The organism is Rhodococcus sp. ABRD24, assembly GCF_004328705.1.
Taxonomy (GTDB): Bacteria; Actinomycetota; Actinomycetes; order Mycobacteriales; family Mycobacteriaceae; genus Prescottella.
Genome location: NZ_CP035319.1, coordinates 4004355 through 4031032 on the forward strand (window position 1 = coordinate 4004355; position 26678 = coordinate 4031032).

Sequence of the window (26678 nt, forward strand, 5' to 3'; positions counted from 1 at the left end):
CGATGCCCGCAGCTGGATCCATGTGAGGCCCGATCCGGTGTTCGTCTCGTCGACCTGGCAGGCTTGGTGTCCGGTCCCGGAAACGATCGAGTTCTGACATGCGGATCCGGGCCGACGGCACCTGCGGGTGCGGTACCGGCAACGCCCCGGTGTCGGGGGCTGGGACTGTGACGCGCTGGGGCCGTGACCTGTTCGAGGTGAGTGGAGGAAAACTCGATGACGTCGTACATCCAGACCCGCGTGCACGGAGCGGTCGCAGAAATCGTGCTGGACCGGCCGAAGGCGCTCAATGCGCTGGACGCGAGCATGATCCGCGACATGTACGTCCCGCTGCTGCAGTGGCGCGACGACGAGACGATCGAAGCGGTGCTCGTCACGAGTGCATCCGACCGTGCGTTCTGTGCCGGCGGTGACATCAAGACGGTGCGCCAGGATTCGCTCGACGGGGACCATGCGGCGGTCCATGAGTTCTTCGCCTCCGAGTACCGGCTCAATGCGCTCATTGCGGAGTACCCCAAGCCGTACATCGCGCTCATCGACGGGCACGCGATGGGCGGCGGTCTGGGGATTTCGGTGCACGGCTCGGTCCGGGTGGTCACCGAGCGGGCGGCGCTCGCGATGCCCGAAACCGCGATCGGCTTCTTCCCTGACATCGGGGCCAGCCACTTCCTGCCGCGTTTGACCGGGGCCACCGGAATGTACCTGGGGCTCACCGGTGCCCGTGCGTCCGCCGCGGACGCGATCACCGCTGGCCTGGCTACCCACTTCGTGCCGAGTGAGCGTCTCGCGGAGCTTGCCGACGACCTGCGCACCGGCGACATCGAGGCCGCGCTCGGCAAGCATGTGCAGGACGCGCCCGTCTCCGATCTGGCGGCCCGGATGGCCGAGATCGACCGAGTCTTCGGGTCGGGAACGGTCCCGGAGATGGTCGCGAGGCTCACCGGCGACGACGAGTGGACTGTCCGTACGCGAGGTGCGCTGACGAGCCTGTCACCCACCAGCTTGTGGGTCACCGCGGAGCTGATCCGCCGCGGCGCAGCACTCACGCTCGAACAGTGTCTGGCAATGGAATTGGCGTTGGGTGCAGAGATCACCCGCAGCCACGACTTCATCGAAGGTGTACGAGCGGTGCTGGTCGACAAGGACCGCAACCCGCGCTGGTCGCCGGACACTCTCGCAGGCGTCGATCCGACCCTGATCGAAGCCCTGTTCGTTCAGGCGGGCCGTGCCGCGAGGTAGATCAGCAGGCGCGTCCCGCCGAGCGGGCTGTCGGAGAGTTCGGCCCGTCCGCCGTGCAGCGCTGCCTGCTGTGCGATCAGGGCGAGCCCTAGTCCGGATCCTTCGGGGTCGGCGGACGATCCGCGCACGAACCGTTCGAACAGTGGGGCACGCTCGTGCTGGGGAATGCCGATACCGTCGTCGTCGACGGCAACGACCGCTCCCTGAGAGTCGCTGTGAACGAGGGTGATCCGGATCCGTTCGGCGCGCCCGTGCCGTACCGAGTTCGTGACCGCGTTCTCGAGGACCAGGCGCAGTCCCGACGGAATGCCGCGAACGCTGACCGTGGGTGGGGAGTTCAGTTCGATTTGTACGTCGGGTAGTCGGCGGGCCAACTCCTGCACGCAGCGATCGGCGAGTTCCGCCAGGTCGAGGTCCTCGTGGTCGGTGGCGTCGGACAGTTCGCCCACCGCGAGCCGCTCGAGGTCGGTGAGCGTCGCCTCGATCTGTCGTTGCGTCGCGAGCACCTCGCGCAGGATCTCGGTCCGTTGCTCCTCTGTGAGCGGCAGTGTGGTGAGCACCTCGAGGTCGGTGCGCATCGCGGTCAGCGGCGTGCGCAGCTCGTGCGCGGATACCGCTGCGAAGTCCCGCGCCGCCCCGAGAGCCTCCTGGGTGCGACTGCGGGCCTTGCTGATTCGATCCAGCATGCGGGAGAGGGCGTCGGAGAGTTCCTCGGCTTCGCGGGCGCCGCGGATGTCGGGCAGTGCGGCGGGTAGTTCGTCACCGACAGTGTGGGTCGCGGCCGCGAGGCGCTGCAGCGGCCGAACCGCGCGGCCGGCCAGCAACCAGCCGAGCCCGGCAGCCACCGCGATTGCAGCAAGGGCGACACCGGCAACCTGCCACTGCTGTTCCCGGATGGCGCGACTCATCGGATCCTCGGGAACCGAGACAGCGACCACCTGGCCTATGGCTCCATTGATCGGGACGTCCTTCGCCCGCACTGCGGTGCCGCCGATCGTGGTCGCGCGGACCGGGTCGGCGGCGATGGCCGTCGGTTGCACGACCTGTGGGCTGAGGTCCTCGGGCAGAACGGGAGCCACGGTGTTGTCGGCCGAGGCAGCGGGGTCGGTGGCCATGCTCAGCGACACCGAGTCGAGGGTGCGATCGAGCTGTTCGGAGCCGTTGACCCGCAGGAATACCGCGAAGGCAAATCCGATCGCGGCGATGACGATCGCGGCGGCCAGAGCGGAGACCAGGGCTACCCGGGCCCGCAAGGACAGCGAGCGGCGACGTCTCTTCACGGTTGCTCCCTCAGAACGAATCCGACCCCTCGCACGGTGTGCAGCACGCGTGGCATCCCGTTGGCCTCCAACTTCTTTCGCAGATACGTCATGAAGACGTCGACGACGTTGGTGTCCGCGTCGAAGTCGTAGCCCCACACCAGACGGAGCAGTTGCACCCGGCTCAGGACGATCCCCGCGTTCTCGGCGAGGACGCTGAGCAGGTCGAACTCGCGTTTGGTCAGCTCGACGCGTTCACCCCTCGTGTGGACGCGTCGGCCCGGCAGGTCCACCTCGAGGGCGCCGACGGTGACGATCCCCGTCGGCGCGGGGGTGCGCGGCGCCCGGCGGAGCAGTGCCCGCAGCCGCGCCACGAGTTCGCCGAGTTCGAAGGGCTTGGTGAGGTAGTCGTCGGCACCGGCCTCGAGGCCCGCGATCCGGTCGCCGACCGTGCTGCGTGCGCTGAGCACACAGATCGGCACCTCGTTGCCCATTGCTCGCAGCGCCGTCACCACACTCACCCCGTCGAGCCCCGGCATGTTGACGTCGAGCACGATCGCGTCGGGGTTCGACGCTGTCACGGCACGGAGCGCGGAGACTCCGTCCAGTGCGGTCTCGAGTTCGAAACCGGACAGACGGAGCCCCCGTGTGAGGGATGACAGGACCTTCGGGTCGTCGTCGACGAGCAGGATGCGGGCGCTATCGGTCACTCGGTCCATAGTGCCCGTACTCCGAGAACGCTCAGCAGTTCCGTGCCGCGATCGTCCTCGCAGCGTCCCCTGTCTCGTTCTCGGCCACATAATTTCGGGACACGCTCTCCCCGAGCGTCACGTCGCCGGGCTCGATCACCATGGGGCCACCGAGCGCGCCGTCGGCGATCTGCTTATGGATCTCCTCGTCCGACAGGCGTGTCGCCGTTACCGAGCAACCCGGATCGACGACGGCCGGCGCGGTCTCGGTGGCCGGGGTGACCGCTGTGGCTGGAGTACCTGCCGCTGCGGCTGCGGCGGGAGCGACGACCGACGGCGAGCCTGCGGGGATGGCGTTCTGGGCCCAGGCGACGCCGGGCACGGCAAGGGCACCGGCCGCGGCGATGCTCGCGACGGCGACGGCCGCTCGCCGGCGCGTGGTGTGGCTGATGCGGGACTTGGTCATGATCGGACTCCTCGCTCGGTGTCGACGCCCCGGTGGCCCCGACACCAGCAAAGTTATGGCCGAAAAACTCGGTACCCGTTAGCGAAGTCTTAGGGGTTGGTGAGAGAGTTACGTACGCACGATCCCCAGCGCCGCAGCGAGTTCCCGCAACGCCGGCAGTGGATCTGCGGCCATCGGCAGTACCTGTATCGCAACGTGATCGGCGCCCGCGTCGAGATGCTCGGTGAGATGCCGTGCGATGGTGGTCGTATCGCCGTGTGCGACAAGATCATCGATGACGCGGTCACTGCCGCCGTGGTCTAGTTCCTCGGCCGGGTAGCCCAGCCGTTCGAGGTTGCGCCGGTAGTTGCGCAGGTGCAGGTACGGGTTCTCGACGGCTGCGCGCCCGACGGTGCGTGCGGCGTCCGTGTCGGTATCCAGCACCACCTTCTGCTCCGGGGCCAGCAACACGTTCGGGCCCAGCACCTCGCGCGCCTCCCGGGTGTGCTCGGGGTTCGTCAGATACGGATGGGCGCCGGCCGAGCGGTCCGCAGCCAGTTTCAGCACCCTCGGGCCCAGCGCGGCGAGCATGCGCCGCTGCACCGGAACACCCGCGTCGTCGAGGGCGTCGAGGTATCGGACGAGGGCGTCGTACGGCCGCTCGGCGCCCATGCCGGGAACTTCCGGGTGCCCCACACCGATGCCGAGGACGAAGCGTCCGGGATGCCGGGCCTCGATCCGGTGGTACGAGCGCGCGACCTCGCCGGCGGGCGCGGCGAAGATGTTCACGATCCCCGTCGCGACAGTGACCGTCTCGGTGCCGGCGACGAGGTCCTCGATCACCGCCAGGTCTGCGGGCGGGGATCCGCCGGCCCAGATGGTGCCGAAGCCGAGCCGCTCTATCTCCTCGCCTACCTCGGGGGTCAGGCCGAACGCGTGACGCCAGACGCCGAACGCGCCGAGGTTCAGGGGCTCTGCTGTGTCCTGTGCCATACCGGCTGCAACCGGACCGGCCGGTGGTTCATTCCTGGTACGGGGTCAGGCTGCGGTGACGACGGACTCGGCCGTGGATCGCCGCTGGATCTGTAGCCACACCGCGAAGCCCCACACCACGAATCCGGCATACAGCAGGTACAGGATTGCCGAGGGGTAGAAGCCAGCCTTCAGTAGCAGCGGGACGCCGACCACGTCGACGGCGATCCAGATGATCCAGAACTCGGTCCAGCCGCGGGCCATGCCGTAGGTGGCGAGGATCGATCCGGTGAAGATCCATGCCTCGGCCCACCGGCCGTACGAGCCGAGCATCCCGAAGACCTGAGCGAACACGACGGTGCCCATGACCATGGTGGTGACCATCGCGATCCGTTGCCGCGTGGACGCCCAGTGCGGCAGCACCGCTTTGCCCGAGTCGTGCCGGGACTGAACCCACCGCGTCCAGCCGTAGACACTGACGGTGATGAACAGCAGTTGCCGTCCAGCCTGCCCGTACAGGTTGAGGTCCTGCGGGGTGTAGAACAGCGCGCCCATGAACACCGTGAACAGCAGTGCGTTGCCGATGATGCCCACTGGCCAGGCCCACACGACGCGTCGCATGCCGCCGATCGCGGACGCGATACCGAACGAGTTCCCGATGATCTCGCGCCACAGGATAGTGGCGTCACCGATGTGGAGTTCGGCGTCGAACAGGGTCTGGAGAACGCTCACTAGTCGGCTGCGGCCACGAGCGGTTCGAGCGTCAGCTCCGGCAGTTCCTTCTGGATGTACTGCAGTCGCCACTTGTCGCTGACGAGAGCCAGCATGACACCGTCGGAGCGCGTGAAGACTTCGACTCCACGCTGGCGGCCCAGCTCCACAGCGGACTCGGCGTCGGTGCGGCGGGCGAGCGCGTAGCCGAGCGGCTCCATCCGGGCCTCGACATTGAACTCGGCCATCATCCGGGCGGCCACCACCTCGAACTGCATGGGGCCGACGGCCGCCATGACGGGTGAAGCGTCGCCGCGGATGTCGTTGCGCAGGATCTGCACGACGCCCTCGGAGTCGAGCTGATCGACGGCGCGGCGGAACTGCTTGTACTTGCTGGCGCTTTCGGCGCGCAGCACCGAGAAGTGCTCGGGCGCGAAAGACGGGATCGGCGGAAACTCCACCTTCTTGTCGCTGAACAGGGTGTGGCCGGGAGCCAGTGCGTTCGCGTTCACGAGTCCGACGACATCGCCGGGGTACGCGTTCTCGACGGTGGTTCGGTCGCGGCCGAAGACGGTGAGAGCGTACTTGGTGGTGAAAGGCTTACCGGTCTGAGCGTGCGTGACGACCATGCCGCGTTCGAACACGCCGGACACGACGCGCATGAATGCGAGACGGTCGCGGTGCGCGGTGTCCATACCGGCCTGGACCTTGAACACGACCGCGCTGAACGGGTCGGTGACCTGACGCGGTTTGCCGGCGATGTCGTCGCGGGCGGCCGGCGGCGGGGCCAGCGCGATGAGTGCGTCGAGAATCTGCCGGACGCCGAAGTTCAGCATCGCGGACGCGAAGATCACCGGGGACGTCTGCCCCGCGAGGAACAGTTCCTGATCGTGGTCCTGCCCGGTTGCCGAGAGCAGTTCGCTCTCCTCCACCGCGGTCTCCCACTCCGAGCCCTCGCGCTCGACGGCCTGCTCGGGTGTGAGCCGCTCCTCGGGAGCGATCTTGGCGCCGCCCGCCGTGCGGGTGAAGCGGACGTACTCTTGCGCAACTCCGTCCTCCCCGCGGCGCAGCAGTCCACGGAAGTCGCCGGCGATACCGACCGGCCAGTACAGGGGAGTGGGGGTCAGGCCAATGCGCTCGTTGATCTCGTCGAGCAGCTCGAGCGGAGTGCGGCCCGGACGGTCCCACTTGTTGATCACGGTGATGACGGGGATGCCGCGGTGGCGACACACCTGGAAGAGCTTGAGCGTCTGCGGCTCGAGGCCCTTGGCCGCGTCGATCAGCATCACGGCCGCGTCGACTGCGGTGAGCACGCGGTACGTGTCCTCCGAGAAGTCGGAGTGACCGGGGGTGTCGACGAGGTTGACGACGTTGACGACGTCGTCGCCGGACTCCTCCGAGTGGTAGTTGAACTGCAGCGCCGTGGAGGAGACCGAGATGCCGCGGGCCTTCTCCATTTCCATCCAGTCGGAGACCGTGGCCTTTCGTCCCGCCTTGCCGTGGACGGCGCCGGCCTCGGAGATCATCTTCGCGTGCAGCGCGAGGGCCTCGGTGAGCGTCGACTTACCAGCGTCGGGGTGTGAAATGACGGCGAACGTGCGGCGTCGCGCGGCCTCCGTCGACAGCGACTTCGGGCCAGCAGCGGTGGAGGACGCCGTCTCGGCAGGGGTGAGCTCGGCCGAGTCGGGCGCGGTAGTCAACGGGGTGAGCCTCTCAGGTTCGTGAACGGAATCCGGACTTTACAAGGTGGTGAGAAACCGATACCAGGGTACGCGGGCTCTGCGCGCGAGTGAGGTCGGCACCGCCGACGGGGTAACAGGTCGGCACCGCTTGTGGACAAACGTGTCGGGAACCGGGGGTGCAGTCGTAATGTCCCGACAGGGACCGGCAGGAGTTGCGATGAGCAAGTTCACCGACGAGATGTATGCCACGGCCGCGACCAGCTCGCAGGCCCTGATCACGGGTGAACCCGATGCCCCGCTGCGCCAGGAATGGGGCGAGGTGCATCGGCAGGCCCGGTGCATGGCCGGGGCCCTCGCAGACGCCGGCATCGGGCACGGCGACGCGATCGGTGTGCTCGCCGGAATGCCTGCCGATATTGCTCCGGCCTGCCAGGCGACATGGATGCGCGGTGCATCGGTGACGATGCTTCATCAGCCGACGCCACGCACCGACCTGCATGTGTGGGCGCAGGACACCGAGACGATCATCGGGATGGTCACGGCAGCCGCGGTGATCGTCGGAGCGCCGTTCGAGGCGGCGACGCCGCTGCTGGTCGAGCGGGGCGTCAAGGTCGTGACGATCGACGAGATGCGCGGCGGCCACGACATCGCCCCGGTGGAGACCGCCGAAACCGATATCGCGCTGCAGCAGTTGACGTCCGGTTCCACCGGATCTCCGAAAGCGGTCCAGCTCACTCATGGGAACTTCTACGCCAACGCCTATTCCATGATCGACCGCGTCAAGGTCAATCCCGAGCAGGACGTGATGATCAGCTGGCTTCCACTGTTCCACGACATGGGCATGATCGGATTCCTCACCGTTCCGATGCAGATCGGTGCCACCACCGTCCACATCACGCCGCTGGACTTCCTGAACTCGCCGCTGCTGTGGGCGGAGCTGATGGGGAAGTACCGTGGAACCGTCACCGCGGCACCGAACTTCGCGTACTCGCTGCTGGCCCGCCGGTTGGCGCAGGCACCCGAGCGCGAGTACGACCTGTCCACCATGCGGTGCCTGCTCAACGGTGCCGAACCGGTCGACCCGGACACCATGATTGCGCTCGCGGAGGCCGGTGCGCGATTCGGCCTGGATCCGATGGCGCTCGCGCCGACCTACGGTATGGCGGAGGTGACGCTCGCGGTGTCGGTCCCGGAACCGGGGCAGGGGATGGTTCTCGACCATGTAGATCCAGATCTGCTCGAGTCCGGCGGCATGGCGGTGCCCTCCAACCGAAACAATGCGCGCGCACTCCCGACTTTGGGTCCGCTGGTGCCGGGTCTCGAAGGTCGCGTCGTCGCACGGGATGGTCTCGAATTGCCCCGCCGTGCAGTCGGAATCATCGAACTACGTGGAAAGGCCGTCACGCCCGGATATCTGACGGTGAACGGTCCGGAGCCGACGCAGGACGCCGACGGCTGGATCAACACCGGCGACGTCGGGTACTTCACCGAGGACGGACTCGTCGTGGTCTGCGGGCGCGTCAAGGATGTCATCATCATGGGCGGCCGGAACATCTATCCCACCGACATCGAGCGCGCGGCCGGGTCGGTGAGGGGGGTGCGTCCCGGCAACGCCGTCGCGATCAGATTGGACGCCGGTCAGAAGCGCGAGAGCTTCGCAGTTGCTGTGGAAACCAATGCAATTGGCGATCCCGAAGAGGTGAAGCGGATCGAGCGCGAGGTCGTACACGCGGTCGTCTCGGAGGTTGGGGTGCGGCCGAGGACCGTGGCAGTACTCGGCCCTGGGAGTATCCCCAAGACCTCATCCGGCAAGCTGCGGCGGTCGACGTCGGTGTCATTGCTGGGGTAGTCGGCAGGGCGAAGCAGGATTTCGCTCTCGCGGTCAGGGTAGAGGTGGCGCACTGGAAGGTATATTGCTCAGCAAGCTAGCTCCTGCTACCTTGCTGAGCATGAGTCCTGAGCTGGAAGTTCGATGACGGCCCGGTGGTCTCTCCGGTTTGGCGAGAAGCCCTTGTGTGCTGAGGATCTCGGTGGTGAGGGATCCGTGGGTGGGTGGCTCGACGGGGCGTCGGGTGGGCGTGGCCGGGGTGCTTCGTCGAGGCGGCCGGGATGGACGGCTGTCGGAATGACGCTGCGGCGGTCGCCGGGCCTTGGTCGTCTGGCAGCGGTCCGGTTTGTTGGGCTGGCCGGCGATGGGTTGTTCCAGGCGGCCCTGGGTGGGGCGATCTTGTTCAATCCGGAGCGGGAGGCGGAGCCGCTTGCGATTGCTGCCGGTTTCGTGGTGCTGCTGTTGCCGTATTCGGTGATCGGTCCGTTCGCGGGTGCTCTGCTGGATCGGTGGGATCGTCGATCGGTTTTGTTGTGGGCGAATGTGCTGCGGGGCTGTCTGATCGTCGTTGTCGCGATGCTGTTGTTCGGTGGTGCGGGGGAGACGCTGCTGTTGTTGTCGGCGTTGGTGGTGATCGGTGTCAGTCGTTTCGTCCTCGCGGGTGTGTCTGCGTCTGTGCCACATGTGGTGCAGCAGAGTTGGTTGGTGCCGTCGAATTCGGTGCTTGCGACGGTGGGATCGGGGTTCTCGGCGGCAGGTGCGGGTGTCGCCGTCGTGGTGATCGGGGTGGTCGGTGAGGGGGACTTCGGCTCCGGTGTCGCGGTGTCGCTGGGCGCTGTCGCGTCGGTGATCGGTGCGTGGATCGTCAGTGGTTTCGGGCATCGGGTGCTCGGTCCGGCGGCGGGCGATGGTACCGGTGTGGTTGCGGGACGGGGTGCGGCCGCGGTGGTTGTGTCCGGGTTGCGTACCGGGGTGTCTGCGGTGTGGCGGGCGCCTGGTGTGACGACGGCGATGATCGGAATCGGCGTTCATCGCATGGTGTTCGGTGTCAACACCTTGGTCATGGTGTTGGTTCTGCGTGGGCCGGATGTCGGTGGTGCACTGTCGGGTGGCCTTGCCGGTTTGACCGTTGCGGTGGGGGCGACGGCGGCGGGCATGCTGTGTGCGGCTCTGTCGACGCCGTGGTTGATTCCTGTTCTGGGACGGTCTCGGACGGTCGTTGTCGCCTTGGTGTTCGCGACTGTCGTGCAGGTGGTTGTGGTGGCGTCGTTGTGGCAGCCGTTGTTGTTGGTGGGGGCGTTCCTGCTGGGGTTTGCTGGTCAGACGGTGAAGCTGACGGGTGATGCGGCGGTGCAGATCGAGATCGACGATGATCGCCGGGGGCGGGTGTTCGCGTTGCAGGACACAGTATTCAATGTGGCGTTCTGTGCTGCGCTGGGTGTCGCGGCTGGTCTCACTGGCCCGGTTGGGCATTCGGTGGGTCTTGTTCTCGGGGCGGCCGCTGTGTACGGGTTGGGGTTGGTGGCTATTGCATTCAACTCCCGGCGCGTCCTCGGCTGACCGGAAACCGCTTCCTCGCATCGCCGCACCCGCGTTTCAGTCATCCCGGCCACCTGCGGGGATTCCGTTGTCGAGCAGGAAGATCTCTCGGTGCTGCACCGGGTGAACGGTGGCGGCTCAGCAAGCGGCCACTTGCTATCATGCTCAGCATGAGTGCCGTGGAGAGGCGAAGCCTCGTGCTTCGAGGAGTCTTGGACCTTTGCCTTCTGGCCTTGCTGCGGGAACGTCCGGTGTATGGGTACGAACTGACAGTACGGCTGGCCGAGCAGAATCTCCTCGTCTCGGGTGGATCCACGTATCCGTTGCTGGCGCGACTGGAGAAGTCGGGCCTCGTCACATCGCAGATGCGTCCATCGCCGTCTGGCCCACCGCGAAAGTACTACTCGCTCAGCGAGGACGGGGCCAGGTTGCTCGAGAGCGGCACCGCGGAATGGCTCGCCGTCTCGACCAGTGTCACCTCGCTATTGCAGTCTTGCACCGCAGCCGACATCGGAAAGGACCTCCCATGATTACCACCGCGGACGCACATTCTGACAGCGTCGAAGGGTTCACAGTCATCCTCCGGAAGGCGAACAGCCTCTGGCGTCGCGCAGGTGTCCGCACGGCGGACCGGAAGGCGCTGCTCGCAGAGCTCGAGACCGAACTCAACGGCGCGCACCAGGATGGTCACGGCGTGGACTCGGTACTGGGCGAGGATAGCGATCAGATGCTCCGGTCATGGGCAATCGAGCGCGGAATGTGCGGTCGCGCTTTGCGATTGGCGTTGGTTATCCCCTCAGCTTTCATCGGCATCGTGACGGGCATGTCCGTCGTTCTCCTCGTGCTCCTCGCTGGGTTCTCGGATTGGTCGACGGCGTTCGACCCGGGACCATTCGTCCTGCCCTTCTACGCCTCGGGCGGGCTCCTGGGGTATCTGTGTGCCCTGTTGTGCGTGTGGGGAGTCCTGCGATGCTTCGGTGACCCGAATGCACTGTCGACCGTGCGATGGCTTTCTGTGCTGCTCCCGATCGGCGGCGTACTGTGCACCGGAGCGGGCGTCGCCGTCGCCTGGTCGAGAGGCTTCAACACGTCCGTGCCGGTGTTCGTCACGGTCGTCGGAGTTGTGGTCGTCGGACTGGGGCTCACGATCGGGCTCGCTCGATACCTTGGCGTGAATGGGCGCAATGACAGCGAAACGGAAACCGGTCGAGATGTAGTGGGTAATGACGTTGGTTGAGTGACTGCTGCCATGTCGTAGGGTGACGGATCGAAAGTGTCTGCACGGCAAGGTCTTACGTCACGATGCGGTCATGTTGCGGCGGATGACCGGAGCTGCGCGGAGGACAGCTCCGGCAGGTGTATTGAGCGCCGACTTACTCCAGGCGTGCAAGGTACGGCAACAGCAGCCCATGGCGACGCAAAGCCCGCTCCACGGTCGAATCCGACACCGGGGTGGTCGTTGGCGTGCATCAGGACGGCGATCTTGCAGTGCCTCCACGCGGGCCAGTCCTGCGCGTACTTCGCCGCCAGAGCCTCGTAGCGATCGACCTTCGGCACCGACGTGTCCGACGCCCCGTGCCGACTGGCAGCCTCGGCACCGGACATTTCCCCCGACAACACCGCCCGCGCCGAGTTGCACACCGTAGCTGGGGTGCGCGATTAGTCGAGGCCGAACCGGCAATAGATCGAGATCAGCGTCGACGCCTGAAAGTGTCGGCAGGTCCCACTATGATCGAAAACATGTTCGATACCGGGGTGGTGGACGGCGCGGTGGTGGATGGCGCGGTGGTGAACGCTGATGTGTCCGCCGTGCTCGCCGAGCAGCACGCCCGCATCGCCCGTGAACAGTTCTGCGAGATCGACTTGGTGACCACACTGTTCGTGGTGCGCTGCGAGGAAGATGCGCGCGCGGGACGCAACGAGGCACGCCACGGTGAGTTCGCGCACGTCGAGGTCGCCGGCATCCTCGGTCTCACCGAGACCTCGGCGCGGCGCATGATCGGACTGGGCTGCGATCTGCGGTGGCATCTGCATCAGGTTCGTGCCGCGTTCCAAACGGGGCGGATCGACCTCGCGAAAGCGTATGCACTGTCCGAGGCGCTGGCGAACGTCTCCGACGACAAACTCGAAGACATCGAACGCCTCCTGCTCGACGGCGCGGCCCGCTCGAACACCTCCCGACTCAAGGACCGTGCCCGACGGCTGATCGCCCGACTCGACCCCGACGGCGCCCGGGAACGACGTCTCCGCGCCGCCGGGGACCGCGACGTCCGGGTGATCGCGGGCGACAATGCGACCTCGCATCTCGAGGGGCTGCTCCCCGCCGAGGGCGGCCGTATCCTCGCCGGCCGCCTCCGCGCGATGACCTTCGACGTCTGCGCCCGCGACCCCCGAACCCAGGCGCAACGCCGCGCAGATGCGCTCGTCGCCCTGGCCGCCGGCCACACCCACCTCGACTGCCGCTGCGCCCGCCCCGACTGCACCGCTCGAACCAGCACCCCAACCACCAGCACCCCAACCACCAGCACCCCGACCACCAGCACCCCAACCACCAGCACCCCAACCACCAGTGCTCCAGCCACCGGGGGCGGGGGCGTCGGGGTGCAGGTACTCGTCGGAGTGGATGCGTCGACCCTCCTCGGGTTCGACGACAACCCCGGTTACCTGTCCGGCTACGGGGCCATCGACGCCGACCTCGCCCGTGAACTCGCCGCGGATGCCACCTGGAAGCAGGTCCTCACCCTGTCCGCAGGAGATCGCGCCCGGCTGACCGCAGATCTGCCCACCGGACCGGTACTCGGTATCGGTCACCCCTTACCTGCCCCCGAGTGTTCCCCGCGCTCGGTAGCGGCAAGAACACGAGCGCACCGGCAGGAAAGAACGTATCGGCCTGCCGCCGCGTTGGCGGACATCGTCCGTACCCGCGATGGCGGATGTCGATTCCCGAACTGTGCCGCACCGGCCACCGACTGCGACCTCGACCACACGGTTCCGTTCGATCACGACAACCCCGATCGGGGCGGGCTCACCACCGAATCGAACCTGGCGTGTCTGTGCAGGACCCATCACCGACTCAAGACCCTCGGCTACTGGGCTGTCCGTCACATCGGGGAAGGCCACCTCGAATGGATCGACCCCACCGGCCGGGCCACCGTGACACAGCCACACGGACCGTTCTGCGATCCGGCAATGCCGCCCGGTCTCACCGCCGGACTCGACGACGAACTCCTCGCCCGACTCACCGACACCCGCACCCTCACCCGGCTGAACTACTCGAGCGCCGAACTCGACCTCGACTACCTACTCGACAGCCTGATCCCCGCACGCCACCGACACCGCACCACCCCGACACCCCCCACACCCCCGCCGCCGCGGATCATCGACTTCGACGAGCCCCCGCCCTTCTGAAACGGCCACGCGGCGTGCGATCTCGACTTCGTCGAACCTGTGGCCGTGACGTGCAGGCCATTGCGCCGACAATCGCGGTCCGGCGTTGCCCTCAGGTGCCAAGGGTCAGGGACAGCCCGCTCTCGGCTTCCTCCTCGGTGAAGGACAACGCACCGCGCTGGGAGACCTCGACGTCGTAGAAGTGTTTGCCGCGTGGCACGTCATGAATGGTGAACTCGAAGTCACAATATCCGGAACCTCCAGTGCTGCTGGATAATTCACCCTTTCCGAGGATCGTTCCGGACTCGTCCGACACGGTCACCTCGGTGCCGGGGATGATGTCGTCGTATCCACCTGCTCCGGCGCATTCGAATCCGGCGGGCAGTCCGCTGGTGGTGGTGCTACCGGTGAGGCTCAGGGTGCCGGGGATATCGAAAGTGCCGGACGAAGCGACCATGCGGATCACCAGGACGGCGCCCAGCACGAACGCCGCCAGGACTGCGGCCGCGCCGAACCCCGATGCGAATCCGACCCAGAACCGGTTCTTCGGCGGTGCAGGTGCGGGGCTCCAGCCGGGGAAGACCGGGCCTCCCGGGAATCCGCCTTGTGGCGGCACCTGCCCGGCGGGGAGGCCTCCAGGAACCGGCTGGTACGGCGCCGGATAGCCCGGACCTGACGGATAACCCTGACGGTCCGGATACCCCGGATCACCGGAGTAGTCCTGGTTCATCGGATAGCCCGGTGTGGGGTATCCCTGCCTGGCCGGATCGGTGGGATCGGCCGGATCGGTGGGATTGGTGGGACCGCTCACAGCAATCTCCTGGTTCGGACGGACGTGCTGATCAGATCATGGCCGAGCAGCTTCGGGAACGCCGACGCACCGGTTCGCCAACCTCCGGACGACACATGCTTCCTGTCGAGGCCACACACCGGCTGATGCGGAACGGGTGTGTGACGCTGCTACGACTTGTGCGACGCTGCCACAAGCTGTGTGCGCCCAGCCCAGCCCGGCCGATCCCGCGCCCAGCCCCCACCCGACGTGCGCCCGGCGCAGTCAGCCGGTGCGAGGCGTCAGTGCAGCCGGTTCTGCGCGGCCTCGAGGCCGATCTGGAGCAGCAGCTCGACGGCGTCGGCGGCTTCCTCGCACACGAGGTCCAGTTCCTTACGTTCGACACTGGAGAACGGCTTGAGGACGTAGTCGGCCGGATCCTGTCGACCCGGGGGACGGCCGATACCGATACGGGTGCGGAGGTAGTCCTTGGTGCCCAGCGAAGTCGAGATCGAGCGCAGGCCGTTGTGTCCGCCCTCGCCGCCGCCGAGCTTGAAGCGGATGGTGCCGAAATCGAGGTCGAGCTCATCGTGCACGACGACGATGTTCGACGGCTCGACGGAGAAGAATCGCGCGAGGCCGGACACGGCGCCGCCGGAGAGGTTCATGTACGAGCGGGGCTTCGCCAGGATCGTCTGCCGACCGGAAATACGCCCCTGGATGATCTCCGCACCGCTGCGCTTGTGGGCGCTGAACTTTCCGCCGAGGCGCCCGGCGAGCACGTCGGCCACCATGAATCCGATGTTGTGCCGGGTCTTCTCGTACTGCGGTCCCGGATTGCCCAGGCCGACCACCAACGCGGTCTCGTCGCTCACCGAGCTGTGTCCTTTCATACGGTCGCCTTCTGTGCCACGGTCTTCCCATACGACAGCGGCGCGCCGTTCCCGAGTTCGGGATCGACGCGCCGCACGACGTTCAGCGCAGAACTGATCAGGCCTCGGCGGCCGGCTCCTCGCCAGCCTGACCCGCGCCTGCCTCGCCCTCGAGGGACTCGGCAGACGGGGAAGCGACGATGTTCACGAGCAGCAGCTCGGCATCGTCCTGCAGTGCCGAGCCCGTGGGCAGCGCGACAGCGCCGGCCAGGATCTGGGTGCCGGCCTCGGCGCCCTGGATGGAGATCTCGATCTGGTCGGGGATGTGCAGCGCCTCGGCCTCGAGCTTGATGGTGGTGACGTCCTGGGTGACCAGGGCACCGGGAGCGGCCTCACCGGTGAGGACGACGGGCACCTCGACGGTGACCTTCTCGCCCTTCTTCACGACCAGCAGGTCGGTGTGCTCGATGTAGCGACGGATCGGGTGCACGACGACCGACTTGGTCAGCGCGAACTGCTCCGTGCCGTCGATGTCGAGGGTCAGGACGGCATTGGTACCGTGGGCGCGCAGGATCGCTGCGAACTCGCGGGCCGGGAGGTTCAGGTGCTGCGGGTCGGTACCGTGGCCGTACAGGACGGCGGGAACCTGGCCATCGCGACGAGCACGACGGGCGGCGCCCTTACCGAACTCGGTGCGCGTGGCGGCTACGAGGCGATTTTCGTCAGACATTTGAACGGCTCCTACAACTCACATGAGATCTTCGCTGGCGGTCGGTCGTCGTCGCGGCGCTGAGGCGGGGACGGACACGGACGGCAAGGGAGCAGACTGTACAGACTGCTCGAGCAGAGCCGTAGCCGCGTCGATCACGGTGATTCCGCGGGTAGAAGTTCTTCGCGAATCGCCCTCGCCGAGACAACTTGAGAGACTCTACCGGAAGTTGCCCCGGATCTGTGAATCGGCTGGCCGTTGGCCGGATGTTGCACCGCGTCCGGGGCCGTGCATCGAACCGTTACTCCAGGATCAGGTGAGGTTCGCGACCGCGGCCAGGAAGTCTGCGAGGTCTTCGGCGGAGGTGAAATAGTGTGGCGAGGCTCGGACGATCGCGTCGAGTCCCCGCGCGGACATGTCGATCAGGGTCGATGAGCGGCCGCTGACGGTAACCACGACCTTGCTGTCCGCCAATCTGTCCTGAATGAAGAATGGATCGACGCCGTCGATCGTGAACGAGACGATGCCGCTGCGCTCGGCGCCGAGGTCTCGGACGGTCACGCCGGGGAGGGCGGTCAGTCCGGCCCGCAGCGCATCGGCCCTTTCGGTAATTGCCGTTGCGGCCGTCTCGATTCCGATGTTCAGCAGGTAGTCTGCCGCCGCGCCGAGCCCCAGACGGGCGGCGACGTCGCACTCCCACAATTCGAACCGGGTGGCGTCCGCCGCGGGGCGGTAACTGTCCGGCGCGACCCATTCGGCGCCATGCAGATCCAGCGCGGCGGGCATCAAGGAGCGGGTCGATTCTTCGCGAAGGCAGAGGAATCCGGTGCCGCGGGGTCCGCGGAGCCACTTGCGTCCGGTCGCGGAGAGCGCGTCCACGCCCAGTGCGGCGAAGTCGATCGGAATCTGCCCCACCGACTGGCATGCATCGAGCAGCACGAGCGCGCCGTGCCGGTGGACGAGGTCCACCACCTCGCGTACCGGATTGATCAGGCCACCATTCGTCGGCACGTGGACCAGCGAGACCAACCGAACCCGCTCATCGAGCATTCGCTCCAAGGCGTCGAGGTCGACACGGCCGGTCGGATCGCTCGGTATCACTTCCACGGAGGCGCCAGCGGTCCGCGCCCGGTGCAGTGCGGTGATGGCGTTGCCGGCGTATTCCACCGCCGATATCAGAATTCGGTCCCCGGGCCCTAATGCGATCGAGCCAGCGAAGTCGGTCCACGCCCGGGTCGCGCTGTCGGAGAGGGCTATGTTGCCAGGCTCCGCGCCGAGCAGCCGGGCGAGCGAGACTCGCACCGCAGTGAGGTCGGCAGCACGCTCGCGCGCTGCGACATAGCCGCCGACCTCGGCCTCCCTGCGCAGGTGGTCGATAACGGTCGTCAGAACCGGTTGCGGCGGCAATGACGATCCGGCACTGTCGAGGAATACCCGATCGAGACACCCAGGGGTGTCCAGTCGGACCTGCTCGAGATTGAGCATCGCGCCAAATCCTTCCTCAGTGGTAGCCACGACAGGGAGCGCGCTCTACCCTCGAGAAGGATGCTCGACCGCTCCCGAGGGGAGGATGGCATGGTTGTCGCAGTCGAGTCCACCAGTCTGACCTCGCGTCCGGCCGCGCAGGCCTACGTCGGCGGGGTCTGTTTCAAGCTGGGGCCGCCGCGTCTGATCGGCGCGGAACTGGAATGGCTCACGGAACACCACACTCCCGGCTCGACCCGCCCGACGCTCGCGTCCATCGCCGCGGCCCTCGGCCCCCACGCGCCCCGATCTCTGGCTCCCGATTCCCCCGCCCGCCCACTTCCCGCGGGCAGCCTCGTCACCATCGAGCCCGGCGGCCAGATCGAACTCTCCAGCGCTCCATGCGCAAGCGCGCACGCACTCTGCGAGACACTCGCCGCGGACGAACAAGTACTGCGCGACCTCCTCTCCACACATTCCATCACCGCCCGCGCGGCCGCCGCCGACACCGAACGTTCCGCGCAGCGGCTCCTGCAGTCGCCGCGGTACCGGGCGATGGAGGAGCGATTCCGCGCCATCGGGCCATTCGGGACCCTCATGATGTGCAATACGGCCGCGGTCCAGGTCAGCGTCGACGCGGGCAGCGATGCCGCAGAGATTGCGCTGCGGTGGAATCTTCTCCACACCGTGGGCCCGGCGCTGACGGCGGCGTTCGCGTGTTCGCCGCGACTGCGCGGCATTCCGCCGGGGACGTGGGCATCGCAGCGTATGCGGACCTGGCTCGAACTGGATCCGCCCCGCACCGCGGCGGCCGTCGACGATTCGCCCGATCCCATCGGCGACTATGCGCGCTGGGTGCTGGATGTGCCGCTGCTGTGCGTCGTGCGCGACGGACCGTGCTGGACGGCGCCCCCGGATGCGACGTTCGGGGACTGGATCGACGGTGCGCTCGACGACGAGATCGATCGCAGGCCCACGCGCGGCGATCTCGACTACCACCTCACGACGCTGTTTCCACCGGTCCGCGCCGTCGGTCATCTCGAGGTGCGTTACATCGACGCTCAGCCGAGTGGTCAGTGGCGGTTGCCGATCGCGGCACTCGACGCCCTCCTTCGCTCACCGGCGACGGCGCGGGAAGCGACCGATGTTGTGCCGGCCACCCGCGGGCGGTGGCGCGACGCTGCGCGAGATGGCCTGGCCGACCCCGATTTTCGTAGCGCGGCAGCGGACTTGCTGTTTTTGGCCGCAGAGAATGCGACGGACCGTCGGCACGCCGCTGATCTCGATGCCGCGGCGCGACGGTGTCGCCGAGGCCACCCGCCGACGGAGGAGAGGTAGTGATCGGACTTCGTGAGCAGTTGGAAAGTGCTCTGCTGCGGGCCCGCCGACGCAGCATCGCGCTGACCGACTGCCTGGACGACGCCGACCTGGTGGCGCAGCACTCCCCACTCATGAGCCCGCTGGTGTGGGACCTCGCGCACATCGGCAACCAGGAGGAACTCTGGCTGGTCCGCGACGTCGGCGGCCGGGAGCCGGTGCGCCGCGACATCGATGAGCTCTACGATGCCTTCAAGCATGCACGTTCCACTCGGCCGACGCTGCCCCTGCTCGGCCCCGCAGAGACCCGCAGCTATGTCCGCGAGGTTCGTGACAAGTCCTGGGACGCTTTGGACGCGAGCAGGTTCCGCGGCCGGAGGCTCGAGCGGGACGGCTTTGCGTTCGCGATGATTGCCCAGCACGAGCAGCAGCACGACGAGACCATGCTCGCGACGCACCAGCTTCGGGAGGGGCCGCCGGCACTGGTTGCGCCACCCACACCTGCCGCCCCTGGGGCCGGTGTGCCACGTGAAACGGTCATTCCGGGTGGGGAATTCGTGATGGGAACCTCGAATGATCCATGGGCGCTCGACAACGAGCGGCCCGCGCACCGGGTGTACGTCGCCGACTTCGCGATCGACACCGTACCGGTGAGCAATGCCGACTACGCGAGGTTCATCGAGGATGGGGGATACCGGCGCCGTGAGTTGTGGAGCGAACGCGGCTGGCGGCATCGGCTCGAATCGGGGCTCAGTGCGCCGCAGTTCTGGACCGGCGACGGCGGCGGGGCCTGGTGGAGGCACCGCTTCGGGATACTCGAGCCGGTGCCCCCGGACGAGCCGGTCATGCACGTCTGCTGGTTCGAGGCGCAGGCCTACGCGAACTGGGCGGGCAAGCGGCTGCCGTCGGAGGCTGAGTGGGAGAAGGCGGCGCGCTGGAATCCGGCGAGCGGGCGCTCGCGTCGTTTCCCGTGGGGCGACGACGAGCCCGACTTCCGCCGCGCCAACCTCGGGCAGCGGCATCTGGCGCCGGCACCGGTGGGCGCCTACCCGGCAGGGGAGTCGCCGCTGGGTGTCCGTCAGCTGATCGGCGACGTGTGGGAGTGGACGGCCTCGACGTTCACGGGATACCCGGGGTTCTCGGCGTTTCCCTACCGCGAGTACTCCGAGGTGTTCTTCGGCGGCGACTATCGCGTTCTGCGCGGCGGCTCGTTCGGCACCGACCCGGTGGCTTGCCGGGGTACCTTCCGGAACTGGGACCATCCGATCCGGCGGCAGATCTTCGCCGGCTTCCGCTGCGCCCGGGACCTCTGATGTGTCGGCATCTGGGTTACATCGGGCCGACGAGGTCCGTCCGCGAGGTGATCACCGCCGGCGAATTCTCGCTGCTGCGTCAGTCCTGGTCGCCGCGGGACATGCGGGGTGGCGGCACCATCAATGCCGACGGCTTCGGCGCGGCGTGGTGGGGTTCGACGCTCTCCCGGTACCGCAGTGCGATGCCGATCTGGTCGGACCCCGCGATGCCGGAGATGCTCTCGCGGGTTCGCTCGCACGCCGTGTTGGCGGCCGTGCGGTCGGCGACGGTGGGTATGCCGGTCGAGCGCAGCGCATGCGCTCCGTTCACATCGGGGCACTGGGCCTTCAGTCACAACGGCCGCATCGCGAACTGGCCGGAATCGATGGTCGGACCGGCCGCGGCGCTGCCGACGGTGGACCTGCTGGGGCTCGAAGCCCCCACCGACTCGGCGCTGCTGTGGCTGTTGATGCGTCACGCGCTGCGCGAGAACTCTCCAGAGGTGGCACTGATCCAGATCACCAATGCGGTGGCGGCTGCCGCACCGGAGTCGCGGCTCAACATGCTGCTCGGTGACGGCAAGCAACTGTGGGCCACGACGTGGGACCACTCGCTCTCGGCGCTCGTCGACGACGACCGTGCCGTGCTCAGTTCCGAGCCGTTCGACCGCAACCGGGACTGGAAGGAGGTGCCGGACGGTCACATCGTGACTGCCCGACCGGGGCACCTGATCATCACTCCGCTGTGACCCCTGTCGAGATCGAGATGGGAAGCGAGATGGGACACGAATGAGCGCACCGACCCTGGAGGTCTACACCGCACCCGAGCAGTTGACGGCCGCCTTGCGAGAGGATGCCGCCCGTGGCCTGACCGCGTCCTCGAAGTGGCTGCCGCCCAAATGGTTCTACGACGCGCGGGGAAGCGAACTCTTCGAGCGGATCACACGGCTGCCCGAGTACTACCCGACCAGGCTCGAGCGGGCGCTGCTCGAACGGCACGCTCCCGAGATCGCCGCCGCGACATCACCCCGCACCCTGGTGGAGCTGGGCTCCGGCTCGTCCGAGAAGACCCGCCTGCTGTTGCGGGCGTTCGTTGCGGAGGGGTCACTGCGACGCTACGTGCCGCAGGACGTGTCGGAGACCGCGCTGCGCGCGGCGGCCCGTCGGATCGCTGCGGAGTTCCCTGCGCTCGACGTGCACGGGGTGGTCGGCGACTTCACCGACTCCCTGCACCACCTGCCGCGCGGAGGCCGGCGCATGATCGCGTTCCTCGGCGGAACCCTGGGCAACCTGGTTCCCGACGAACGCCGCGAGTTCCTCAGCGAGATCGCCGATGTCACCCGACCGGGAGAGTACCTGCTGCTGGGCGTCGCTCTCGTCACCGATCCGGCAGTGCTCGTCCGGGCCTACGATGACGCCGCCGGCGTCACCGCGCAGTTCGATCTCAATGTGCTCTCGGTGCTGAACAAGCAACTGGGGGCGGACTTCGATCTGGACCGGTTCCGGCACGTGGCGGTGTGGGACCCGGTTCACGAGTGGATCGAGATGCGCCTCGAAGCGACGACCGAGATGATGGTGCGAGTAGCGGATCTCGGGATCACGGTGCCGTTCGCGGCGGGCGAGCAGATCCGGACGGAGATCTCGGCCAAGTTCCGGCTCGACGGCATCCGGGCGGAGCTCGACGCGGCGGGCTTCGGCGACATGCAGAGCTGGACCGACGAAGAAGACCGCTTCGCCGTGGTGTGCGCCCGTCGGCACTGATCGCCGGAGACGCACCTATCCGGGAAGGGTGAGCTGCATGTAGGTCATGTCGAGCCAGCGGCCGAACTTCATCCCGACCTCGGACATCTGCGCGACCGTCCGGAATCCGAATCTCTCGTGCAGCGCGATCGAGGTGGTGTTCGAGGACTCGATGCTCGCCACGATCACATGGACGTCACCGGATCGCGCCCGCTCGATCAGCTCGGTCATGAGGGCGGTGGCGACGCCCTGACGATGGTGGTCCGGGTGCACGTACACCGAGTTCTCGACGGTGTAGCGGTAGCCGCTCTTGGGTCGCCACGCCCCGTAGGAGGCGTATCCGGCGACGCGTCCGCCCACGTCCGCGACCAGGACCGGGAATCCGCCCCGGCGGCGATCCTCGAGCCAGCACCGGCGCTCGTCGAGGTCCACCGGGGTCTCGACCCAGATGGCCGTCGAGTTCAGGATCGCATCGTTGTGGATCTCGAGGATCCCCGGCAGATCCTCCCGGCGGGCATCGCGGACCAGCATGGCGCCCAAGCTACTGGCCCGCGCTGCGGCGGGCCTTCTCGAGCGCTGCGAGGGTGCGCAGGATCGTGGCCTTCTGGCTCGTCAGGTCGTTGAGGCGGGCGCGTGCGGCCAGCCCCTGTCCGGCCTCGGCGATCTCGATCTGACCATCGACCTTGGTCAACTGTTCGAGCAGGCCGGTGACGCGCTCCTCGAGCGCAGCCACGTCGATCTGCTTGGCGGGGGTGACGGCCGCGGTCGGCGTCGGAGCCGGTGCGGACGAGGCCGAGCGGGGGCGTGCCGCGGGCGCCTTGCGAACCGGGGCGGACTCGGCCTCGATCGCGCTGACGATGCGAGCAGCCTTGGGGCGCAGCGACTTGCGGACCAGGGCCGGGTCCGGCGGATCGGCCAGACGGATCTGGTTCAGGGCGGCGCGGGCGTCGCGGGCATTGACCCGCCACTCGCGCTCTTCCTCATCGTCGGACTGCAGCGTGCCGCCGAGCGGGCGCAGGCCGTACATGCCGAGGAACCGGCGTGCCTCGTCGATGACGGACTCATGCTCACGGCACACCCCGCATCGCGGCTCGTTCCGGAACAGCTCTATCGAATCGCTACTGCCGCACCACACACAAGACCCGGGAGTCCATCGGCGAACTGGTTGCGTGTTTGGAGTCTCGGAGGGGTTGTCCAGCGTCTGCGCGTCGATCACGACGAGCCACAATAAGGCACAGCCCTGACCTCGGCTACACCGAGGTCTATTTTCGCTTCGAGGCGTGACCAAACTCATGTTCGATAGGGATGGATCGTGGCAAAGTCTTGTGCCGCACGTGTTCTCCGCCCTATCCGGCGGTGCCGAACGCCGTGGTGAACCAGTCGACGAGCGGCCGCATTTCGAGCCATGCGAGGGTGATGTGCTCGGCGGCGGCGGCCGTGCCGAGCCAGTCGGGACAGCCGTAGTTGTGCCCGGCCGTCAGCGATCGATGACGAAGCAGATCGAGTCGCGGATGATCTGCCGCCACACCACGCGGCCGCGTCGCGAGGCGGTCGCCCCCGATCTCGTATCCGCCGGAGTCGAGCTTGCGCACGATCCGCTCGAGCGCGCGCCCGCGCCGCTCGTCGTCGACGCATTCGCGGAAGCGGGAAAGCTGCTCGGGAGTGTGCGCATAGTGGCCGCCCGCCACGAACAACCCGGACGCGTCGATCTGCACGTAGTAGCCGACGCCCGGGCACGCCTCGACGAAGCCACCCTGATGGGTCTTGTACGGCGACTTGTCCTTCGAGAACCGCACGTCGCGGTGCGGCCGGAACACCTTGCCGGGGCCGAACTCGGGTTCGAGCTGGGCCAGCAGCTCGAGCATCGGCGCGCGTACGTCGGCGTCGTACACGGACTTGTGGGCCGCCCACCAGCTCTTGCTGTTGTCGGCTTCGAGATCCTCGTAGAAGTCGAGTGCGGCTGTCGGGAATCCGGAGAACACTTCGCAAGGCTACGCCCGTGTGCGGTCACCGATCGTGACAGCACACGGGCGCGCCGAGAGGTACCTACGCGTTGCCGTCGAACAGCGAGGTCACCGAGCCGTTCTCGAAGACCTCCTGGATCGTGCGCGCGAGCAGTGGTGCGATGGACAGCACCGTCAGCGCCGGGAAGCGCTTCTCCTCGGGGATCGGCAGCGTGTTGGTCGTGATGACTTCCTTGGCACCGCAGGTGGCCAGTCGCTCGGCCGCAGGATCGGAGAACACGCCGTGCGTGGTCGCGATGATGACGTCTCCCGCACCGGCGTTCTTGAGGACCTTCACGGCGCCGGCGATCGTGCCGCCGGTGTCGATCATGTCGTCGATCAGGACGCAGGTCAGACCCTTGACGTCACCGACGACGCGGTTCGACTTCACCTGGTTCGGCACCAGTGGATCGCGGGTCTTGTGGATGAACGACAGCGGCGCGCCGTCGAGGGCATCGGCCCACTTCTCGGCGACCTTCACGCGGCCCGCATCGGGAGAGACGACGCAGATGTTGTCGGTGCCGTAGTTCTCGCGCACGTACTGCGCCAGCTGGCCCTGCGCGTGCATGTGGTCGACCGGGCCGTCGAAGAATCCCTGGATCTGATCGGTGTGCAGATCGACCGTGATGATCCGGTCCGCGCCTGCGGTCTTGAGCAGGTCCGCGATCAGGCGGGCCGAGATGGGCTCGCGGCCGCGGTGCTTCTTGTCCTGACGGGCATACGGGTAGAACGGCAGCACCGCCGTGATCCGCTTGGCGGATCCGCGCTTGAGCGCGTCGATCATGATCAGCTGCTCCATGATCCACTGGTTCAACGGTGCGGGGTGGCTCTGCAGCACGAATGCGTCGCTGCCACGAACCGACTCCTCGAACCGCACGAAGATCTCGCCGTTGGCAAAGTCACGAGCCGTCTGCGGCGTGACCATGATGTCCAGTTCTTTGGCGACCTGCTCCGCCAGTTCGGGGTGTGCGCGGCCCGAGAAGAGCATCAAGTTCTTCTGCACGTCGCTGGATATCGCGCTCACTGGTCTTCGCCATCCTTTGGGTCTAGCTGATCGGATTCTTGCTGGGCTGCTAGTGCTGCTGCCTCGGCAGCGGGAGTGCCGGGCCGATTGCGCTGGACCCAGCCCTCGATGTTGCGTTGCTTGCCGCCGGAGACGGCGAGCGCCCCCGGCGGCACATCGTTGCGCAGGACGGTGCCTGCGCCCGTGTAAGCGCCGTCCCCGACGTGGACGGGGGCGACGAACATCGTGTCGGATCCAGTCCGCACATGCGAGCCGACGACGGTGCGAGTCTTGTTCACGCCGTCGTAGTTGACGAAAACACTGGATGCTCCGATGTTGCTGTGCTCGCCGACCGTCGCATCGCCGACGTACGTCAGATGCGGCACCTTCGAGTGTGCACCGATGTCCGCGTTCTTGGCTTCGACGAACGCGCCGAGCTTGCCGCAGGCCCCCAACACGGTACCTGGACGCAGATATGTGTAAGGGCCGACGGTGGCGGATGGGCCGATGTCGGATTCCTCGCCGTGGGTGCGGATCACGGACGCACCTGCCCCGACGATGACATCGGTGAGCGTGGTGTCCGGGCCGATCACCGCGTCCTCGGCCACTGTGGTCCGGCCGCGAAGCTGCACACCTGGGCGAAGGGTCACGTCACGCTCGAGGGTCACTTCGACGTCGATCCACGTGCTGGACGGGTCCTCGACGGTCACGCCCGCGCGCATGTGCCGTTCCAGGATGCGCCGGTTGAGCTCGCCCGCCAGGGCGGCCAGCTGCACCCGGTCGTTCGCGCCCGCCACCAGATGGGCATCGCTGATGTGCTGGGCCCGAACGGTTTTCCCGGCCTGCCGCGCGATCGAAATGACATCGGTGAGATACAGCTCGCCCTGCGCATTGTCGGCGTTCAGTGACGACAGTGCCGCCCTCAGTGTGACGGCGTCGAACGCATAGACCCCCGAATTGACCTCGGTGATCGCGAGCTGCGAGTCGGTGGCGTCGGCCTGCTCGACGATCGCATTGACCTCGCCGTCGGTGGTGCGCAGGATTCGGCCGTACCCGGTGGGGTCGGCGGCGGTGGAGGTGAGCACGGTCACCGCGGCTGCCGGGGCGCAAGTGTGGGTCGCGAGCAGTGCATGCAATGTGTCGCCGTCGAGTAGCGGTACATCGGCGGCGGTGACGAGCACGGTGCCGTCGAAGTCGTCGGGCAGAGCGCTCAGCCCACATCCGACGGCGTGACCGGTCCCGTTCTGCTCATGCTGGACGGCGGTGGCTACGGCGCGCCCGAGATCCTTGGCAACCTCGTCGACCGCAGCACCGACGGCGTCGCGATCGTGGCCGACCACCGCCACCAGTTCCGTCGGCTCGACCGCGGCCGCCGCATGTAGTGAGTGCGCGAGCATCGAACGACCAGCCAGGGTGTGCAGCACCTTGGGGGTCTTCGACCGCATTCGCGTCCCGGCACCGGCTGCGAGGACGATGACGGCGGTCTGCGGTGGCATGAAGCTCCCTCGAGGTCGATCTACGCTTTGCCGCTTGTGCGGGCGGTCTCGTCGCGCACGTTCCGAAGAAGAATATCGCGCGCTGTTCGCCTGCCGGCAACGCGCTCTTCCAATGAGCTCGACCCTAGCGGTGGGTGAGGGTTGCGGTCTGCAGAACCGAACGAGCTACGAAGTCGGCGTCGCGGCGCCGGAGGCAAGTTAACGGAAGAGTAACGGCGAGCAACTGCCTGCTGGCTGGGGGTGTGGAGAATCACATGCTGCA

At 67.3% G+C, this 26678-nt stretch carries 25 protein-coding genes; 10 read left to right on the forward strand and 15 right to left on the reverse strand.

From position 1 onward, the window contains the following. The first annotated feature begins 216 nt into the window (after positions 1 to 216). Positions 217 to 1239 (forward strand): enoyl-CoA hydratase/isomerase family protein, encoded by a 1023-nt coding sequence (locus tag ERC79_RS17880; RefSeq protein WP_131579757.1) that lies wholly within the window; start codon positions 217 to 219, stop codon positions 1237 to 1239. Here the strand turns inward: ERC79_RS17880 and ERC79_RS17885 are convergent. From ERC79_RS17885 to ERC79_RS17910, 6 genes are all read right to left on the reverse strand, one after another. Further along, positions 1215 to 2519: a HAMP domain-containing sensor histidine kinase gene (locus tag ERC79_RS17885; RefSeq protein ID WP_131579758.1), complete on the reverse strand. Its 1305-nt coding sequence runs from the start codon at positions 2517 to 2519 to the stop codon at positions 1215 to 1217. The genes ERC79_RS17880 and ERC79_RS17885 overlap by 25 nt on opposite strands. After that, positions 2516 to 3217 (reverse strand): response regulator transcription factor, encoded by a 702-nt coding sequence (locus ERC79_RS17890; RefSeq protein ID WP_131579759.1) that lies wholly within the window; start codon positions 3215 to 3217, stop codon positions 2516 to 2518. The genes ERC79_RS17885 and ERC79_RS17890 overlap by 4 nt, the downstream gene beginning before the upstream one ends. 22 nt (positions 3218 to 3239) lie before the next feature. Next, positions 3240 to 3653 carry a hypothetical protein gene (locus ERC79_RS17895; protein ID WP_131579760.1) on the reverse strand — a complete coding sequence of 138 codons (414 nt, stop codon included), beginning with the start codon at positions 3651 to 3653 and terminating at the stop codon, positions 3240 to 3242. A 108-nt stretch (positions 3654 to 3761) separates the two neighbouring features. Then, positions 3762 to 4625 (reverse strand): LLM class F420-dependent oxidoreductase, encoded by an 864-nt coding sequence (locus tag ERC79_RS17900; RefSeq protein ID WP_131579761.1) that lies wholly within the window; start codon positions 4623 to 4625, stop codon positions 3762 to 3764. 45 nt (positions 4626 to 4670) lie between these two features. After that, positions 4671 to 5336 (reverse strand): nicotinamide riboside transporter PnuC, encoded by a 666-nt coding sequence (gene pnuC / locus ERC79_RS17905; RefSeq protein ID WP_131579762.1) that lies wholly within the window; start codon positions 5334 to 5336, stop codon positions 4671 to 4673. Next, on the reverse strand, positions 5336 to 7015 hold the full coding sequence (locus ERC79_RS17910) for a peptide chain release factor 3 (protein WP_131579763.1): 1680 nt from the start codon (positions 7013 to 7015) through the stop codon (positions 5336 to 5338). Before ERC79_RS17910 ends, pnuC begins: the two co-directional genes overlap by 1 nt. Before the next feature lie 199 nt (positions 7016 to 7214). On the opposite strand from ERC79_RS17910, the gene ERC79_RS17915 reads away from it, so the two are divergent. The 5 genes from ERC79_RS17915 to ERC79_RS17935 all read left to right on the forward strand — a co-directional run bounded on the left by ERC79_RS17915 (position 7215) and on the right by ERC79_RS17935 (position 13772). Beyond that, positions 7215 to 8846: a fatty acyl-AMP ligase gene (locus tag ERC79_RS17915; protein WP_131579764.1), complete on the forward strand. Its 1632-nt coding sequence runs from the start codon at positions 7215 to 7217 to the stop codon at positions 8844 to 8846. 276 nt (positions 8847 to 9122) lie between these two features. Next, positions 9123 to 10385 carry a hypothetical protein gene (locus ERC79_RS17920; RefSeq protein ID WP_131579765.1) on the forward strand — a complete coding sequence of 421 codons (1263 nt, stop codon included), beginning with the start codon at positions 9123 to 9125 and terminating at the stop codon, positions 10383 to 10385. Positions 10386 to 10534: 149 nt separating this feature from the next. After that, positions 10535 to 10894 carry a PadR family transcriptional regulator gene (locus ERC79_RS17925; protein WP_207390360.1) on the forward strand — a complete coding sequence of 120 codons (360 nt, stop codon included), beginning with the start codon at positions 10535 to 10537 and terminating at the stop codon, positions 10892 to 10894. After that, the gene (locus tag ERC79_RS17930; RefSeq protein WP_131579766.1) at positions 10891 to 11601 is read left to right on the forward strand and encodes a hypothetical protein; all 711 of its coding nucleotides are present in this window, start codon (positions 10891 to 10893) and stop codon (positions 11599 to 11601) included. The genes ERC79_RS17925 and ERC79_RS17930 overlap by 4 nt, the downstream gene beginning before the upstream one ends. A 503-nt stretch (positions 11602 to 12104) precedes the next feature. After that, the gene (locus tag ERC79_RS17935) at positions 12105 to 13772 is read left to right on the forward strand and encodes an HNH endonuclease signature motif containing protein (RefSeq protein WP_131579767.1); all 1668 of its coding nucleotides are present in this window, start codon (positions 12105 to 12107) and stop codon (positions 13770 to 13772) included. 91 nt (positions 13773 to 13863) lie between these two features. Here ERC79_RS17935 and ERC79_RS23290 read toward each other — a convergent pair whose 3' ends face one another. The 4 genes from ERC79_RS23290 to ERC79_RS17955 form a co-directional block, all read right to left on the reverse strand. After that, positions 13864 to 14562: a hypothetical protein gene (locus ERC79_RS23290; protein WP_207390361.1), complete on the reverse strand. Its 699-nt coding sequence runs from the start codon at positions 14560 to 14562 to the stop codon at positions 13864 to 13866. Positions 14563 to 14822: 260 nt separating this feature from the next. After that, entirely contained in the window at positions 14823 to 15395 is a 573-nt protein-coding gene (pth, locus tag ERC79_RS17945; protein ID WP_131579768.1) for an aminoacyl-tRNA hydrolase, read from the reverse strand. A gap of 115 nt (positions 15396 to 15510) precedes the next feature. Beyond that, positions 15511 to 16122 carry a 50S ribosomal protein L25/general stress protein Ctc gene (locus ERC79_RS17950; RefSeq protein WP_131579769.1) on the reverse strand — a complete coding sequence of 204 codons (612 nt, stop codon included), beginning with the start codon at positions 16120 to 16122 and terminating at the stop codon, positions 15511 to 15513. 291 nt (positions 16123 to 16413) lie between these two features. Then, positions 16414 to 17586, reverse strand: coding sequence for an aminotransferase class V-fold PLP-dependent enzyme (locus tag ERC79_RS17955; RefSeq protein WP_131579770.1), 1173 nt, complete (start codon positions 17584 to 17586; stop codon positions 16414 to 16416). Between the two features lie 90 nt (positions 17587 to 17676). On the opposite strand from ERC79_RS17955, the gene egtA reads away from it, so the two are divergent. From egtA to egtD, 4 genes are read left to right on the forward strand one after another with little or no spacing between them, the layout of a single operon-like run. Then, the gene (gene egtA / locus ERC79_RS17960) at positions 17677 to 18903 is read left to right on the forward strand and encodes an ergothioneine biosynthesis glutamate--cysteine ligase EgtA (RefSeq protein WP_131579771.1); all 1227 of its coding nucleotides are present in this window, start codon (positions 17677 to 17679) and stop codon (positions 18901 to 18903) included. A gap of 2 nt (positions 18904 to 18905) precedes the next feature. Then, positions 18906 to 20195 carry an ergothioneine biosynthesis protein EgtB gene (gene egtB, locus ERC79_RS17965; RefSeq protein ID WP_207390535.1) on the forward strand — a complete coding sequence of 430 codons (1290 nt, stop codon included), beginning with the start codon at positions 18906 to 18908 and terminating at the stop codon, positions 20193 to 20195. Continuing rightward, entirely contained in the window at positions 20195 to 20923 is a 729-nt protein-coding gene (gene egtC, locus ERC79_RS17970) for an ergothioneine biosynthesis protein EgtC (protein WP_131579773.1), read from the forward strand. Before egtB ends, egtC begins: the two co-directional genes overlap by 1 nt. A 40-nt stretch (positions 20924 to 20963) precedes the next feature. Beyond that, complete coding sequence (gene egtD / locus ERC79_RS17975; protein ID WP_131579774.1) at positions 20964 to 21935, forward strand: L-histidine N(alpha)-methyltransferase; 972 nt, start codon at positions 20964 to 20966, stop codon at positions 21933 to 21935. A gap of 15 nt (positions 21936 to 21950) precedes the next feature. Here the strand turns inward: egtD and ERC79_RS17980 are convergent, their stop codons facing one another. The 5 genes from ERC79_RS17980 to glmU form a co-directional block, all read right to left on the reverse strand. Further along, entirely contained in the window at positions 21951 to 22445 is a 495-nt protein-coding gene (locus tag ERC79_RS17980; RefSeq protein ID WP_131579775.1) for a GNAT family N-acetyltransferase, read from the reverse strand. Positions 22446 to 22455: 10 nt separating this feature from the next. Continuing rightward, positions 22456 to 22992, reverse strand: a complete 537-nt coding sequence (locus ERC79_RS17985; RefSeq protein ID WP_347563573.1) for a hypothetical protein — start codon at positions 22990 to 22992, stop codon at positions 22456 to 22458. A gap of 268 nt (positions 22993 to 23260) precedes the next feature. Continuing rightward, complete coding sequence (locus ERC79_RS17990; protein WP_131579777.1) at positions 23261 to 23896, reverse strand: DUF2461 domain-containing protein; 636 nt, start codon at positions 23894 to 23896, stop codon at positions 23261 to 23263. Between the two features lie 64 nt (positions 23897 to 23960). After that, positions 23961 to 24941: a ribose-phosphate diphosphokinase gene (locus tag ERC79_RS17995; protein WP_131579778.1), complete on the reverse strand. Its 981-nt coding sequence runs from the start codon at positions 24939 to 24941 to the stop codon at positions 23961 to 23963. Next, positions 24938 to 26416, reverse strand: coding sequence for a bifunctional UDP-N-acetylglucosamine diphosphorylase/glucosamine-1-phosphate N-acetyltransferase GlmU (gene glmU, locus ERC79_RS18000; protein ID WP_131579779.1), 1479 nt, complete (start codon positions 26414 to 26416; stop codon positions 24938 to 24940). The genes ERC79_RS17995 and glmU overlap by 4 nt, the downstream gene beginning before the upstream one ends. Positions 26417 to 26678 lie beyond the last annotated feature (262 nt).